The 14,495-nt window shown below is 47.6% G+C and carries 13 protein-coding genes and 1 pseudogene; all 14 read left to right on the top strand.

Translation table 11 applies throughout. The annotated features are described in order from the left end of the window. Positions 1-169 precede the first annotated feature (169 nt). The 14 genes and pseudogenes from D081_RS02220 (at position 170) to sucC (ending at position 14,491) form a co-directional block, all read left to right on the top strand. Positions 170-1,180, top strand: coding sequence for a type I phosphomannose isomerase catalytic subunit (locus D081_RS02220; protein ID WP_085022504.1), 1,011 nt, complete (start codon positions 170-172; stop codon positions 1,178-1,180). A 49-nt stretch (positions 1,181-1,229) separates the two neighbouring features. After that, a pseudogene (gene galU / locus D081_RS02215) lies at positions 1,230-2,100 on the top strand (UTP--glucose-1-phosphate uridylyltransferase GalU). A gap of 11 nt (positions 2,101-2,111) precedes the next feature. Then, positions 2,112-3,128, top strand: coding sequence for a UDP-glucose 4-epimerase GalE (gene galE, locus D081_RS02210; RefSeq protein WP_085022503.1), 1,017 nt, complete (start codon positions 2,112-2,114; stop codon positions 3,126-3,128). A 19-nt stretch (positions 3,129-3,147) separates the two neighbouring features. Continuing rightward, positions 3,148-4,254 carry a redox-regulated ATPase YchF gene (ychF, locus tag D081_RS02205; protein WP_085022502.1) on the top strand — a complete coding sequence of 369 codons (1,107 nt, stop codon included), beginning with the start codon at positions 3,148-3,150 and terminating at the stop codon, positions 4,252-4,254. 70 nt (positions 4,255-4,324) lie between these two features. Further along, complete coding sequence (gene rfbA, locus D081_RS02200; protein ID WP_085022501.1) at positions 4,325-5,224, top strand: glucose-1-phosphate thymidylyltransferase RfbA; 900 nt, start codon at positions 4,325-4,327, stop codon at positions 5,222-5,224. 2 nt (positions 5,225-5,226) lie between these two features. Next, entirely contained in the window at positions 5,227-6,207 is a 981-nt protein-coding gene (gene rfbB, locus D081_RS02195) for a dTDP-glucose 4,6-dehydratase (protein WP_085022500.1), read from the top strand. 8 nt (positions 6,208-6,215) lie between these two features. Further along, positions 6,216-7,088: a dTDP-4-dehydrorhamnose reductase gene (rfbD, locus tag D081_RS02190; protein ID WP_085022499.1), complete on the top strand. Its 873-nt coding sequence runs from the start codon at positions 6,216-6,218 to the stop codon at positions 7,086-7,088. Continuing rightward, complete coding sequence (gene rfbC / locus D081_RS02185; RefSeq protein WP_085022498.1) at positions 7,089-7,694, top strand: dTDP-4-dehydrorhamnose 3,5-epimerase; 606 nt, start codon at positions 7,089-7,091, stop codon at positions 7,692-7,694. Positions 7,695-7,821: 127 nt separating this feature from the next. After that, the gene (locus D081_RS02180) at positions 7,822-8,013 is read left to right on the top strand and encodes a DUF951 domain-containing protein (protein ID WP_085022497.1); all 192 of its coding nucleotides are present in this window, start codon (positions 7,822-7,824) and stop codon (positions 8,011-8,013) included. A 72-nt stretch (positions 8,014-8,085) separates the two neighbouring features. Then, positions 8,086-9,270, top strand: a complete 1,185-nt coding sequence (locus D081_RS02175; RefSeq protein ID WP_085022496.1) for a hypothetical protein — start codon at positions 8,086-8,088, stop codon at positions 9,268-9,270. Beyond that, on the top strand, positions 9,248-9,769 hold the full coding sequence (locus tag D081_RS02170; RefSeq protein ID WP_085022495.1) for a hypothetical protein: 522 nt from the start codon (positions 9,248-9,250) through the stop codon (positions 9,767-9,769). The genes D081_RS02175 and D081_RS02170 overlap by 23 nt, the downstream gene beginning before the upstream one ends. A gap of 224 nt (positions 9,770-9,993) precedes the next feature. Beyond that, positions 9,994-11,274, top strand: coding sequence for an S-layer homology domain-containing protein (locus D081_RS02165; protein ID WP_085022494.1), 1,281 nt, complete (start codon positions 9,994-9,996; stop codon positions 11,272-11,274). Positions 11,275-11,429: 155 nt separating this feature from the next. After that, the gene (locus D081_RS02160) at positions 11,430-13,124 is read left to right on the top strand and encodes a bifunctional diguanylate cyclase/phosphodiesterase (RefSeq protein ID WP_085022493.1); all 1,695 of its coding nucleotides are present in this window, start codon (positions 11,430-11,432) and stop codon (positions 13,122-13,124) included. A 167-nt stretch (positions 13,125-13,291) separates the two neighbouring features. After that, positions 13,292-14,491, top strand: a complete 1,200-nt coding sequence (sucC, locus tag D081_RS02155) for an ADP-forming succinate--CoA ligase subunit beta (protein WP_085022492.1) — start codon at positions 13,292-13,294, stop codon at positions 14,489-14,491. The last annotated feature ends 4 nt before the right edge of the window (positions 14,492-14,495 follow it).

Genomic DNA, 14,495 nt, shown 5'->3' with positions numbered 1-14,495 from the left:
TTTCTTTTATAACGAGGTTTAAGATGTTTGGATGGGAGACACTTAAAACTCGTTGAAACGCTAATTGGAAGTTTTTTCTTCTTTTGGAAGAAAAATTTGAACAATGGCGTTATAATAATATAGTGATATAATGGTACGGTATTTATCGTTGATAACAGGAGAAATAAACATGATTGGAACAAGTAAAGGTACAGGCTTGAATAAGCCTTTTTTATTGCGGCCTACCGGCAAGGATTATATCTGGGGCGGTCGGCGGCTTAATGATGATTTTTCAAAAAATATAGATATGAGCCCTCTGGCAGAGACCTGGGAATGCTCCACTCACCCTGATGGACCTTCTTTCGTTGTCGGGGGACAGTTTGATGGCAGGCCACTTAGTGATGTGCTTAGTGAGCATCCGGAATTTTTGGGAGACCACCCTCAAACCAGGGGAGAGCTGCCTATTCTCATAAAATTTATTGATGCCAAAAAGGATTTGTCGGTGCAGGTGCATCCGGATGATGAATATGCCCAGAAGTATGAAAATGGGCAGCTGGGTAAATCAGAGATGTGGTATGTGTTGGACGCCAAGCAGGATGCCCAACTGGTTTATGGGTTAAATCACGATGTCGATGCAGATACCATGCGTCATAGTATTGAAAATGGCACGGTGGAAAAGCACTTACAGAAGGTATCAATTAAACCGGACGATGTCTTTTTTATTGAGGCTGGTACTATACATGCCATTGGTGCTGGGGCGCTGGTGGCAGAAATTCAGGAAAGCTCCAATCTCACTTATCGTCTATATGACTATAACCGTACTGATAAGTTTGGCAACAAACGGGAGCTTCATATTGAAAAGGGCCTGGCCGTAGCCAATTTGAAGGGCTCCGGCAAACCAAAGCAGCCTGTTCGTTCCATGAAATACCGGCAGGGGTGTGCCAAGGAGCTTTTGTGCCGTTGCAAATATTTTGAGGTTCATCGCATGCTGGTAAATACTGAGCGGGTGCGGCAGCTGGTGGAATATGGTGCCGATGAGACATCCTTTAGGGTGCTTTTGTGTACCAATGGGTGTGGTACTCTATTTATCAATGAGAACGAATATATCAAGGTTTTTAGAGGAGATTGTATCTTCTTCCCGGCCAATTCTGAAACGGTCAAAATTCATGGGAAAATACAGTTCTTGGATATACATGGTTAAACATGATATAATATAACGCACTGAAAAAATAAGATATGGAGATAGTTTTATGCAGAAAATAAAGAAGGCAGTTATCCCGGCAGCGGGGTTTGGTACCCGTTTTTTGCCGGCTACCAAGGCAACTCCAAAGGAGATGCTGCCAATAGTTGATAAGCCTACTATCCAGTATATTGTGGAAGAGGCACTGGACAGTGGTATTGAGGAAATTTTGATAATCAGCGGCCATGCCAAGAGAGCCATTGAGGACCATTTTGACTCTGCACCGGTTTTGGAGGCCATGCTGGAGGAAAAGCACAAGGATGATTTGCTGGCCATGGTGCGGGAAACTGCTGATATTAATGTGCATTACATCCGCCAGAAGAGCATGAGGGGGCTGGGGGATGCCATTTATTGTGCCCGCTCCTTTATGGGGGGCGAGCCTTTTGCCGTGCTGTTGGGCGATGATGTGGTTTATAACCAGGGAAAGCCGGCTTTAAAGCAGCTCATAGACATTCATGAGTCCTATGGCGGCAGCGTTTTGGGCTGCCAGCTTGTGCCCGAGGACAAGGTCAGCTCCTATGGTGTGGTGGCCGGGGAGGAAATCGCCGGTGCCAATCTGCTGAAGGTAACGGATATGGTGGAAAAGCCTGAGGTTGGGGAAGCCCCAAGCAATATGGCGGTACTGGGCCGTTACATTATTTCTTCATCCATCTTTGATATATTGGAAAAAAACTCCGCCGGGCAAGGGCGGCGAGATTCAGCTTACTGATGCCTTGAAGGTGCTGGCAAAGAATGAGCCGGTATGGGCATACAATTTTGAAGGTTTGCGGTATGATGTGGGGGATAAGCTGGGCTTTTTGAAGGCTACAGTTGAGTTTGCCCTGCGCCGTGAGGACCTGGGGGCGGACTTTAAGGCCTATTTGAATGAAATATTGAAGTAAAGAGGTTGCCTATGAAAATATTGTTAGCAGGGGGCGCTGGATATATTGGCTCCCATACAGCTGTAGCACTGCTGGAGCATGATCATGAGGTAGTGGTTGTTGATAATTTTGAGAACAGCAGCCCGGAATCCATCAAGCGGGTGGAGAAACTGACTGGCAAGTCTGTTACCCTCTATGAAGACGATGTGAAGGATAAGAATCGGGTTCTTAAGATAATGCAGAAGGAACAGCCGGACTGCATTATTCATTTTGCCGGCTTAAAGGCTGTGGGAGAATCGGTTCAGCAGCCTATCCGCTATTATCGGAATAACATTGATACTACCTTGACGCTGTTGGAGTGCATGAGCCTCACCGGGTGCAAGGAAATAGTATTTTCTTCATCGGCCACAGTTTATGGTGAGGAAAATGCGGCTCCATGCCATGAGGGTATGCCTAAGGGAACCTGCTCCAATCCTTATGGCTGGACCAAGTCCATGATGGAACAGATTTTGCAGGATGCTTCTGTGGCGGATGAACATCTTAGCGTGGTGCTCCTGCGTTATTTCAACCCAATTGGAGCCCATGAGTCCGGCCGCATTGGTGAAGACCCTAGGGGAATTCCTAACAATCTCATGCCTTATGTATCCCAGGTGGCAGTGGGCAAGCGGGAAAAGCTCACAATTTTTGGCGATGACTATGATACTCCGGATGGCACCTGTTTGAGGGACTATATTCATGTTATGGATTTGGCTGAGGGCCATGTTAAGGCAGTGGAATTCTGTGCCCATCATCATGGTACGGAAATAATTAATCTGGGTACTGGCCAGCCGTACAGTGTGCTGGATATTGTGAACACCTTCCAAAAGGTTAATGATGTGAAGGTGGCCTATGAAATCGGTCCGCGCCGCAGCGGCGATTTGCCGGTGGTGTATTCTGATGCCCACAAGGCGGAAAGGGTACTGGGCTGGACAGCCAAGCGGAATTTGGCGGATATGTGCCGTGACAGCTGGAATTGGCAGAAAAATAACCCTAACGGGTATGAAGGATAATAGATAGGAGATTTGGAAATTGAGTAACTTAGAAGTAGGTATTGTAGGCTTGCCAAATGTGGGCAAGAGTACATTGTTTAATGCTATAACCAAGGCCGGTGCGGAGGCGGCGAATTATCCCTTCTGCACCATTGAACCAAATGTGGGCATCGTAGATGTTCCTGACGAGCGTCTTAAGGTCCTTCATGAAATGTATGATTCCAAGAAGACCACCCCGGCAGCCTTCCGTTTCGTGGATATTGCCGGTTTGGTAAAGGGGGCCTCCAAGGGTGAGGGCCTGGGCAACAAGTTTTTGGAGCATATCCGTCAGGTGGATGCAGTGGCTCAGGTGGTACGCTGCTTTGATGATGGCAACATTACTCATGTGGAGGGCTCCATTGACCCTATACGTGATATTGAAATTATTAATACTGAGCTGTGTCTGGCAGATATGGAAGTTTTGGAGCGTCGTCTCTTAAAGCTCACCAAGCTGGCCAAATCCGGGGCCAAGGAAGCCAAGGCAGAGGCTGAGGTGCTGGAGAAAATCAAGGCAGCTCTGGATGAGGGCAGAACTGTCCGCAGTGTGGACCTGTCCGATGACGAAAAGGAAATGATCAAGGAGATGAATTTCCTTACCCTGAAGCCGACCCTCTTTGTGGCCAATGTCAGCGAGGATGAGGTAGCAACAGCTGATACTGACAACCCACATGTACAGCGGGTAAAGGGATATGCCAAGACTGAGGGGGCGGAGGTAGTAACTATTTCTGCCCGTGTGGAGTCTGAAATTGCGGAGCTGGATGATGAGGAGGCCAAGGAATTTTTGGCTGATATGGGCTTAAAGGAGTCCGGCCTGCAGAAGCTGATTAAGGCAGCCTTTGATTTGCTTGGCCTTATGACCTTCCTGACTGCCGGTCCTGATGAGTGCCGTGCATGGACTATTGTGAAGGGTACTACTGCCCCTAAGGCTGCGGGCAAGATTCACTCTGATATTGAGCGTGGTTTTATTCGTGCAGAAATTGTAAATTATGACGATTTGGTAGCTGCCGGCTCCACTGCAGCTGCCCGTGAAAAGGGACAGGTGCGCCTTGAGGGCAAGGATTACATCATGCAGGACGGGGACGTAACCTACTTCCGCTTTAACGTGTAAGCCTTCCCCTTTAGGGGAAGGTGGCTGCCTTTGGCAGACGGATGAGGTGTCCATAAAAAGGAGATAAAGAATGAAGGGTATAATTTTAGCAGGGGGTTCCGGTACTCGTCTGTACCCCCTTACCATGGTAACCTCCAAGCAGTTGTTACCAGTTTATGACAAGCCAATGATTTACTACCCTATGTCCGTTCTGATGCGGGCGGGGATTCGGGATATTTTGATTATTTCTACCCCTCAGGATACTCCTCGCTTCCAGGAGCTGTTGGGGGATGGAAAGCAGTTCGGGGTTCATCTTTCCTACGCGGTACAGCCAAGTCCTGACGGGTTGGCCCAGGCCTTTATTATTGGCGAGGAATTCATTGGCAAGGACAGTGTGGCCATGATCCTAGGGGACAATATCTTTGCGGGGCACGGCATGACCAAGCGTCTCAAGGCCGCTGTAAAGCATGCAGAAACAGGCAATGGGGCCACAGTTTTTGGTTACTATGTGGATGACCCGGAGCGGTTTGGTATTGTGGAATTTGACCAAAAGGGCAAGGCCATTTCCATAGAGGAAAAGCCGGCCCAGCCTAAGAGTAACTACTGTGTTACTGGACTCTATTTCTATGATAACAGAGTTATTGAGTATGCCAAGGGGCTGAAGCCAAGTGCCCGTGGGGAGCTTGAGATTACTGACCTGAACCGGATTTATCTGGAGCAGGGAGAGCTCAGTGTGGAGCTTCTCGGGCAGGGCTTTACCTGGCTGGATACAGGAACCCATGAGTCCTTGGTGGATGCCACAAATTTCGTAAAGACCATTGAAACACACCAGCACCGCAAGATTGCCTGTCTGGAGGAAATCGCTTATCTGAATGGCTGGATTTCCAAGGAAGACGTGCTGAAGGTTTATGAGGTGCTGAAAAAGAATCAGTATGGCCAGTATTTGAAGGACGTACTGGATGGAAAATACATTGATGTTACGGGAGTATAAAAATGACCATTATTGTTACCGGCGGTGCCGGATTTATTGGCAGTAATTTTATTTTTCATATGCTGAAGGCTCATCCGGATTACAGAATTATCTGTCTGGACAAGCTGACTTATGCAGGCAATCTTTCCACCCTGGAGCCTGTCATGAATGATAATAATTTTGTCTTTGCCAAGGTGGATATTTGCGACCGCAAGGCTGTTGAGGAAATTTTTCGGGTGGAAAAGCCGGATGTGGTGGTTAATTTTGCCGCTGAAAGCCATGTGGACCGTTCCATTGCCAATCCGGATGTATTTTTGGAGACAAACATCAAGGGGACAGCTGTGCTGATGGATGCCTGCCGCAAGTATGGCATTAAGCGGTATCATCAGGTGTCCACCGATGAGGTATATGGCGATCTGCCTTTGGACAGACCAGATCTGTTCTTTACAGAGGAAACCCCTCTTCATACCAGCTCACCGTACAGCAGCTCCAAGGCCGGGGCTGACCTTTTGGTACTGGCTTATCATCGCACCTATGGATTGCCGGTAACCATCAGCCGTTGCTCCAACAACTATGGTCCGTATCATTTTCCTGAGAAGCTTATACCACTTATGATTACCAATGCTTTGGCTGACAAGCCACTGCCTGTTTATGGCGAGGGCATTAATGTAAGGGACTGGCTTTATGTGGAGGACCACTGCAAGGCCATTGATTTGATTATTCACAAGGGCACTGTAGGCGAGGTCTATAATATTGGCGGACATAATGAGATGCGCAATATTGATATTGTTAAGCTTATCTGCAAGGAACTGGGAAAGCCGGAAAGCCTTATCACTTACGTAACTGACCGCAAGGGTCATGATATGCGCTATGCCATTGACCCTACCAAGATTCATAATGAGCTGGGCTGGCTGCCGGAAACCAGATTTGCTGACGGTATAAAGAAGACTATTCAGTGGTATTTGGATAATGAAAAATGGTGGCGGCCATTGCTGAAGGACTGAGATAAAAAATGAAGGTATTTGTTACCGGCGTGGCAGGACAGTTGGGCCACGATGTTGTCAATGAACTGAATAAGCGTGGACATGAGGCCATTGGTTCTGATGTTGCAATGGGAGAATATGTCCAGCTGGATATTACTGACTCTGAGGCGGTAGCCCGTGTTATAGCTGATGTAAAGCCCGATGCAGTGGTACATTGTGCTGCCTGGACGGCTGTGGATGCCGCAGAGGATGAGGACAAAAAGGACAAGGTGTGGGCGGTAAATGTTACAGGCACGGAAAATATTGCCCGGGCCTGCAATAATATAGATTGTAAAATGGTTTATCTCAGCACCGATTATGTTTTCAATGGTGAAGGCACTGAGCCATGGCAGCCGGATTGCAAGGAGTACAGGCCTCTTAATGTGTATGGTGAAACCAAGCTGGAGGGAGAAAAGGCGGTAAGCAAGCTCCTTGACAAGTATTTTATTGTGCGTATTGCCTGGGTATTTGGCAAAAATGGCAATAATTTTATCAAGACCATGCTGAAGCTGGGCAAGACTCATCCGGAGCTGCGGGTGGTAAGCGACCAGATCGGGACACCAACATATACCTATGATTTGGCCCGATTGCTGGTGGATATGTGTGAAAGTGAGAAATATGGTTATTACCATGCTACCAATGAAGGGGGCTTTATCAGCTGGTATGACTTTGCCTGTGAGATTTTCCGACAGGCTGGACTGGATGTGAAGGTCATGCCGGTGACCACTGCTGAGTATGGACTCAGCAAGGCAAAGCGGCCATTTAACAGCCGCCTGGACAAGAGCAAGCTGATTGAGGCCGGCTTTGAGCCATTGCCAACCTGGCAGGACGCCCTTGCCAGATATCTTAAGGAGATAGAATAAATGGGACAGATAAAGGTTACAAAAGCACCTATTGAGGGCTTATATGTGATAGAACCAACGGTGCATGGTGATGACCGTGGATATTTTTGTGAAACCTACAACCTGCAGGATATGAAGGAAGCAGGGCTCGACATGGTCTTTGTGCAGGACAACGAAAGCATGAGCAAAAAAGGCGTACTCCGGGGGCTGCACTATCAGAAGCAGTATCCTCAGGGCAAGCTGGTGCGGGTTATTGATGGCACAGTTTTTGATGTGGCTGTGGACCTGCGGCAGAACAGCCCTACCTTTGGTAAGTGGTTTGGCACAGTGTTAAGCGCGGACAACAAGAAACAGTTCTACATTTCGCCTGGCTTTGCCCACGGTTTCTTGGTGTTGTCTGATGTTGCCAGATTTTGCTACAAGTGTACAGATTTCTACCATCCCGGTGACGAGGGCGGCTTGGCCTGGAACGACCCGGAAATTGGCATTGAGTGGCCGGAATTGACTGGAGTCTACCAGGGCAGTGCTGATGGTGTTGGCTACAAGCTGGCAGACGGTACTCCGTTGAATCTCAGTGACAAGGACAAAAAATGGGGCGGATTGAAGGATTCGTTTATATTCACATGAAAAAGACGTTGCACAAATTTTGTGCAACGTTTTTTATCGCCTTAATTCATCCTGGCACCTGTTGACATGGGATAAATCTCACTTGCTCCTTCGGGATAATTAAAGTAAAATTGTAATAGGTGATTCTATGGAAAAAATTCAAATTGAAATCGGTGATGTGGTGCGTATGAAGAAGCCTCATCCCTGTGGCAGCCATGAGTGGGAAATAACCAGAGTTGGCATGGATATTGGTCTTATTTGTCAGGGGTGCGGCCATTTTGTAATGATGCCCAGGGTGAAGTTCAACCGTATGGTGAAAAGCGTTGAACATAAGCAATAGCTTCCTTCCTGCACCGTGATTAGCATAATACAATCGTTCTGATTTTTCTATTGGAGTGAGGGGACCCAGTTTATGAATGTGAAAAAAATAATTCTAAATAAATGGCTGGTTTCCATAGTGGTGTTCCTGGTGGCAGCAGGGGGCGTTTATGTTGGCCTCATGGGTATGTACCACTATATTCACAAGAGTAATATGGAGGATACCCAGAGGGCGGCGGACCAGTATGGTGCCAGCCTGCAGTATCTCACCAGGGACTTTGCAGCCAATACAATTTATTTGGCGGGAGTGGCAGAAAGGCAGCGGGCCAATGATGCCTGGTTCGTGCCGGCAGCCCAGTCGGCCATCCAGAGTGACGGCCATGTGGCGGGAGTTCAGTACACTCCGGCAGGGCGGCCGCCTATGTCGTATCCTGCCGGCTTTAGCTTTGCCAGCGACCAGAAGCTGGCAGCAGTATATGCCAAAATGCAGGATATGGTCATGTCCGGGGATGGGGAGTCCCTGGCTGTGGGTCCTGTCACCAGGCAGGACGGCAGCATGGTGGTTATTGCCATGTCCCCGGTTTTGGCCTACAATAACCGCACTGCAAAATTTGATTATATAGGCAATGTGGCGGAAATTCTTAAAATGCCGGATGCCATTGAGGATGACTCCTATAAGGCGTTGATGAATTCTGGCTATGACTACGCCCTTTATGGCAACAACAAGGACATGGAGCATGATGGCCTTATAGGCCGCTCCGAGGGGGATATAGGCGACAGCTTTGCCTCGTCATCAGCAAGGGTGCCGGGAGGCTACTGGCAAATCAAGCTGGCTCCTCAGGACAGCTGGACCCAGCAGGGCAGCTATCTTAGCCTGGGAGTGGGCGTGGTTATGGGCCTGCTGCTGGCAGCCCTTACCTTCCTGACCCTTAAGGGGAGAGAACCAAAGAAGCTGGTGCCGTCTCATGCGAATCGGGAGTTGGACAGTGATACGCTGCCTGAGGAAATATCTATAGAGGATATTCCGGAGGAAGAGCTGGATGATATGGAAAGGGCTCTTTTGCAGCGCCGTCGGTTCCATCAGCAGTTCAGGCAGTCCAATGAAGAGGGGGCTGTTGTGGAATACGAATTGCCAAGTCTCCAGGCTGAAAATCAGGAAGAACAGGATAATCAGGACAGTGGGCAGGATATTGAAAGCCTGGAAAATAAAGAAGCTGATGAAACCAGTAATGACAATAAAGACAATGGTGAAAAAAATGGAAATAATGACAAGACTTAATTGGATATTAAAAAATATGATTAACTCCCATAAAAGAGCTGTGACCCTGGTGGCCGCGGCTCTCACTTTGACTGTGTGCCTTATGGGCATATTTGCTGAAGGAAATATCGCTGAAGCATCCCATAAGGTGGACCGCCATTTTGTGGACAGCCTGGACGGCACCGGTTACTATGTGGACGTGAATACCATCAATGTTCAGGAAAACATGGTTACCGTTGATGTGTATATGGTAAAGGCCCTGTACAACACCATGTATTGCTATGGGACAGTCTTCAATCTGCCAGCACAGTCATATCAGTACACCTACACCAAGATATACCAATATGAAACAAAAAAACTTACATCCTACAGTGAAGTGCCTTCCATGGCCTATGGCTATACCAATGTGGCGGCGGGAAACAATATGATTATGGCAGAGGTGCTGCGGTTCTGTTACGAATGGTCTCAGGGGCATCAGGACTCCAGCAACAACACAGATGTAGGGGAATATTTGGACTAAATTTCAGTTGTTGTAATTGGATTAAAACAAGATTAAATTTGCCTAAATAATAAATTAGTTTTGTGAAAATACTTGCATTATTAGTTTGACTATGTTACTATACGGATGTATCAGGGTTGAAAGATGCTTGAACGTTGAGGGAACATGGATACTCGCGGAAAGAGCTTCTGAAAAACTCTGATGTCGAATAATAATTTATTTTATTTCAAAGGAGGAGTTTCTAAATGAAGAAGACTCTCGTATCCGCATTGACTACCGCTCTGGTAGTAGGCGCTGCTTCCACTACTTTTGCAGCTGCTAATCCTTTCGCTGATGTTCCTGCTGACCACTGGGCTTATGACGCAGTTTCCGAGCTGCAGGCTAAGGGTGTAGTAAATGGCTATGCTGTTGACAACACTTTCCGTGGCAACCAGAACATGACCCGTTATGAGATGGCTCAGATCGTAGCTAAGGCTATGGCTAAGGTTGAGACTGGCGATGCTGCTACCAAGGCTATGGTAGACAAGCTTGCTGCTGAGTTCCGTGATGAGCTGGCTAACCTGGGCGTTCGCATGGACGACCTCGAGGCTCGCATGGACAACGTAAAGCACAGCGGTTTCATCCGTTATCGTTGGGACAGAAGCGGCGGCAACAACAGAGATGGCCAGCTCGATGAGCAGTTCATCCGTTTCCGTTTGAACTCCGCTATGAAGATCAATGAGAAGGTTGATGGTTTTGCACGCGTTGAGTGGAACCACAATGTAAATACCTTATTTAATGATGATCGTGGCGCTCGTGTACAGCAGTTGTGGGTACATGGCAAGGTAGGTACTACTGATATCTATGCTGGTCGTGAGAACCCTAATGACCATGCTTCCTTCGTTCATGGTCTCGTATTCGATACCGAAATTACTGGTGCTCAGGTAACCTTCAACAAGGCTATGGGCAAGGATGGCAAGGTATCTTGGACTCTCGATGCTGGTAAGACTGAAAAGGGTCTCCGTAACGCTATGGATGCTCAGGCTCGTATCCTCGGTACTAACGTAAATTACGCTAACGGCAAGTTTGATGCTAACCTCGGTTACTACAACTTCAGCAACGGCCTTCGTCAGGTTGATAACAGCAATTCTGTTGGCGTTTGGGGTGTTGGCCTCGGCTACAAGGCTGGCGACTTCTACATCACTGGTGACTATGCTCATTCCAATAAGGAATTGAACAACATGGGCAAGGACGCTTACAACATTCAGGTTAACTACAAGGGTGCAAAGGCTTCTCAGCCTAAGTCTTGGGGCGCTTATGTAGGCTATCAGAAGCTGAGCCCTACTGCTTCTCCATTTGCAACCTATGATACCGTTTACATGAATGACAGCACTGTATTGGGTACCAAGGGCTGGAAGATCGGTGTTGATTATGCCTTCATGAAGAACATCGTTGGTTCCATCCAGTACTTCGATGGCAAGGTTGTAAACCGTGGCGGCAACGACAAGGCTAAGAAGATCTTCACTCAGGTAACCTTCTCCTTCTAATCTGAATTAGAAAGAAATAGTTACTAACTAAACAAACAGACCTGCTACCAGGTAAAACTGGTGGCAGGTTTTTTTGTTTGCCCCAGCTTTTTTATTTGGTAAAAAGGAATATGGATATATTTGTGGAATAACTACAAGAGAAGTGGGGTGGAAATATGAAAGACCGAACCGTAATGCTTATAGTGGATGATGTGGAAATAAACCGGGCCATACTTTCCCAGTTTTTTCAAAGTGAATATGAGATTTTGGAGGCCCCCAACGGAAAAGAGGCACTTGATATTCTGGAGTCCCGTAATGTGGATATTATACTTCTGGATTTAATAATGCCGGTTATGGGGGGCATGGAGCTGTTGGCGGTACTCCATAAGCATCCCCGTTTTCAGCATATTCCTGTGGTGGTGACTACCTCCCAAGGGTTGCTTAACAGTGAAATTCAGGCCCTGGAAAACGGAGCGGCGGACTACATCACAAAGCCATATAATCCCATAGTGGTTCAGTGCCGGGTGCGGAACGTTATGGCGCGGCAGGAGAATGAATGGCGTAAGGAAAATCAGAAGGCCCAGGCGGAAAAAATCAGCGCCATGCAGACCATTATTGAAACGGACCAGCTTACAGGCCTTTACAACCACCATACAATGCTGGTAAAAACCGCAGAGATGATACAGGAGAACCGGGCTACCCAGTACTGCATAGTGTATCTTGATATCAGCTGCTTCAAGGTTATAAATGAGCTCTTTAATATGGAAACGGGGGACATGATATTAAAGACAGCGGCAGCCTACTTCAAGACGGTGGTGGGTACTAGGGGATTGGCTGCAAGGCTTTCGGCGGACCACTTTGCCCTGTGCATGCCGGAGAATGCCCTGGACATGGAACTGATTATTCAGGGGCTGGATGCTGTTATGCGTTCTCTGGCAGTGTACCGCAGCATTATGTTTTACGCCGGCGTGTTTACGGTGGATAATGTTTATCTTACGGTGAACAAGATGCTGGATCGGGCTCATATGGCCATGAATACGGTAAAGGGGAATTATAACCGACGTTTTGCCTATTATGATGAGCAGCTGCGGACGGCTCTAATGGAGGAGCAGATGCTGGTGCGGGATATGGAAGGTGCCCTGGATAACAATAATTTCTGCATTTATCTCCAGCCAATCTATGATGCCACCACCGGCAAGATAAAGTCCGCGGAGGCCCTTATCCGCTGGAACCACCCCCAGCGGGGCATGATAAGTCCAAGTGTGTTTATCCCTGTATTTGAAAAGAATGGCTTTGTGACCAGGCTGGATCGGTTTGCCTGGGAATCTGCCTGCCGTTTTCTCAGTCGTCAGCGTGACAATGGCCTTGATGTGGTGCCGGTATCGGTAAACGTGTCCCGGGTCAACATGTACGACCATAATTTTGTGGACTATATGACCTCACTGCTGGCCAAATACGACCTGGAACCGTGGATGCTGAGGATTGAGATGACAGAATCCGCCTATGTGGATAATCCGTCCCAGATGCTGAAAATTCTTCGGCGGCTGAAAAATGCCGGCTTTACGGTGCTGATGGATGACTTTGGCAGCGGCTATTCATCCCTTAACATGCTGAAAAATCTCACCATGGATATTTTGAAGCTGGACATGAAGTTTATTCAGGATATAGAGACCTCCCAGCGGGCAGCCACCATAATGAAGAGCATTGTGAACATGACCCATGACCTGGGAATGGAGGTTATCGCCGAGGGTGTGGAGACTGAGCCCCAGGTGAAGTACCTTAAGGACATTGGCTGCAAGCTGATACAGGGCTATTACTACGCCAGACCAATGAGTACAGATGAGTTTATGAATAAGCTGATAGCAGAATAAATTATAGGAAAAGTTGGGTAGGAGTTTGTCAAACGAATTACCCAACTTTTTCCTATTTTTGGAAGAAAAACAGATAAAAGTAGACATTTTCCCTAAAAAGTTATATGATGTATTTGTTAGCAAGGGAAGTTATACTTTACGGGGTAAAATAGAGGAGGACAGAAAGTATGAACATTCATGAGTATCAGAGCAAAGAGGTCCTGAGACAATTTGGTGTTAATGTGCCAAATGGCAAGCCAGCCTTCACTGTCGAGGAAGCAGTGGAAGCTGCCAAGGCGCTTGGCTCTAAGGTAACTGTTGTTAAGGCCCAGATTCATGCCGGTGGCCGTGGAAAGGCCGGCGGTGTCAAGATCGCCAAGAATCTGGACGAGGTAAAGGCTTATGCAACTGAGCTTTTGGGCAAGATTCTGGTAACCCACCAGACCGGCCCTGATGGCAAGAAGGTTAACCGTCTCCTCATTGAGGAAGGTTCCAATATAGCAAAAGAGTATTACCTGAGCTTTGTAAACGACCGTTCCACTGCCAAGATTGTTATGATTGGCTCCGAAGAGGGTGGTATGGAAATCGAGAAGGTGGCTGCTGAGTCCCCTGATAAGATTATCAAGGAGTACATTGACCCTGCTATTGGCCTTGCTCCGTTCCAGGCAACCCGCATGGCTTACAAGATGAACTTTAAGCCTGAGGCCATCAAGAAGGCTACTGCTACCATGATTAAGCTTTATAATGCATTCATTGGCAAGGACTGCAGCCAGGTTGAGATTAACCCATTGGTTGTTACTGCAGAGGACGATGTAATTTGTCTCGATGCCAAGCTGAATTTTGATGACAGCGGACTTTTCCGTCATCCTGATATTGTTGAGCTGCGTGATGAGACCGAGGAGGATCCAAAGGAGCTGTGGGCTTCCAATGAGGGTCTGAACTACGTTAACCTGGGTGGCGATGTTGCCTGCATGGTTAACGGTGCCGGACTTGCCATGGCTACTGTGGATATTTTGAAATATTATGGCGGTGAGCCAGCAAACTTCCTGGATGTAGGCGGCAGCTCCACTCCTGAGAAGATTGCCACTGCTTTTGAGATTATGCTTGATGGTGGCCAGTCAAAGGGTATTTTCGTTAATATCTTTGGTGGTATCAACAAGTGCGATGTTATTGCCGAGGGTATCCAGAAGGCAGCTCAGATTATTGCTGATAAGACCGGTCAGGATGGCATTCCAGTTCCAGTAGTTGTTCGCCTGGAAGGTACCAATGTTGAGCGCGGCCGTCAGATTCTCACTGAGAAACCGGTGAAGAATGTGTTTATGGCTCCTACCATGGAGGGCGGCGCCCAGGATATTGTTAAACGGGTCGAAGAAGCTAAGAAGAACTAAGGAG

The organism is Anaerovibrio sp. JC8, from assembly GCF_002100115.1.
Taxonomy (GTDB): Bacteria; Bacillota; Negativicutes; order Selenomonadales; family Selenomonadaceae; genus Anaerovibrio.
The sequence above is the reverse complement of the archived record's forward strand: the minus strand, read 5'-3'. Positions and strand labels throughout refer to the sequence as shown.

Coding starts and splice junctions, on each gene's coding strand:
- D081_RS02220 (WP_085022504.1), top strand. CDS start 170: ATGATTGGAACAAGTAAAGGTACAGGCTTGAATAAGCCTTTTTTATTG.
- rfbC (WP_085022498.1), top strand. CDS start 7,089: ATGGGACAGATAAAGGTTACAAAAGCACCTATTGAGGGCTTATATGTG.
- D081_RS02170 (WP_085022495.1), top strand. CDS start 9,248: ATGGAAATAATGACAAGACTTAATTGGATATTAAAAAATATGATTAAC.
- rfbA (WP_085022501.1), top strand. CDS start 4,325: ATGAAGGGTATAATTTTAGCAGGGGGTTCCGGTACTCGTCTGTACCCC.
- sucC (WP_085022492.1), top strand. CDS start 13,292: ATGAACATTCATGAGTATCAGAGCAAAGAGGTCCTGAGACAATTTGGT.
- D081_RS02165 (WP_085022494.1), top strand. CDS start 9,994: ATGAAGAAGACTCTCGTATCCGCATTGACTACCGCTCTGGTAGTAGGC.
- D081_RS02175 (WP_085022496.1), top strand. CDS start 8,086: ATGAATGTGAAAAAAATAATTCTAAATAAATGGCTGGTTTCCATAGTG.
- D081_RS02160 (WP_085022493.1), top strand. CDS start 11,430: ATGAAAGACCGAACCGTAATGCTTATAGTGGATGATGTGGAAATAAAC.
- galE (WP_085022503.1), top strand. CDS start 2,112: ATGAAAATATTGTTAGCAGGGGGCGCTGGATATATTGGCTCCCATACA.
- D081_RS02180 (WP_085022497.1), top strand. CDS start 7,822: ATGGAAAAAATTCAAATTGAAATCGGTGATGTGGTGCGTATGAAGAAG.
- rfbD (WP_085022499.1), top strand. CDS start 6,216: ATGAAGGTATTTGTTACCGGCGTGGCAGGACAGTTGGGCCACGATGTT.
- rfbB (WP_085022500.1), top strand. CDS start 5,227: ATGACCATTATTGTTACCGGCGGTGCCGGATTTATTGGCAGTAATTTT.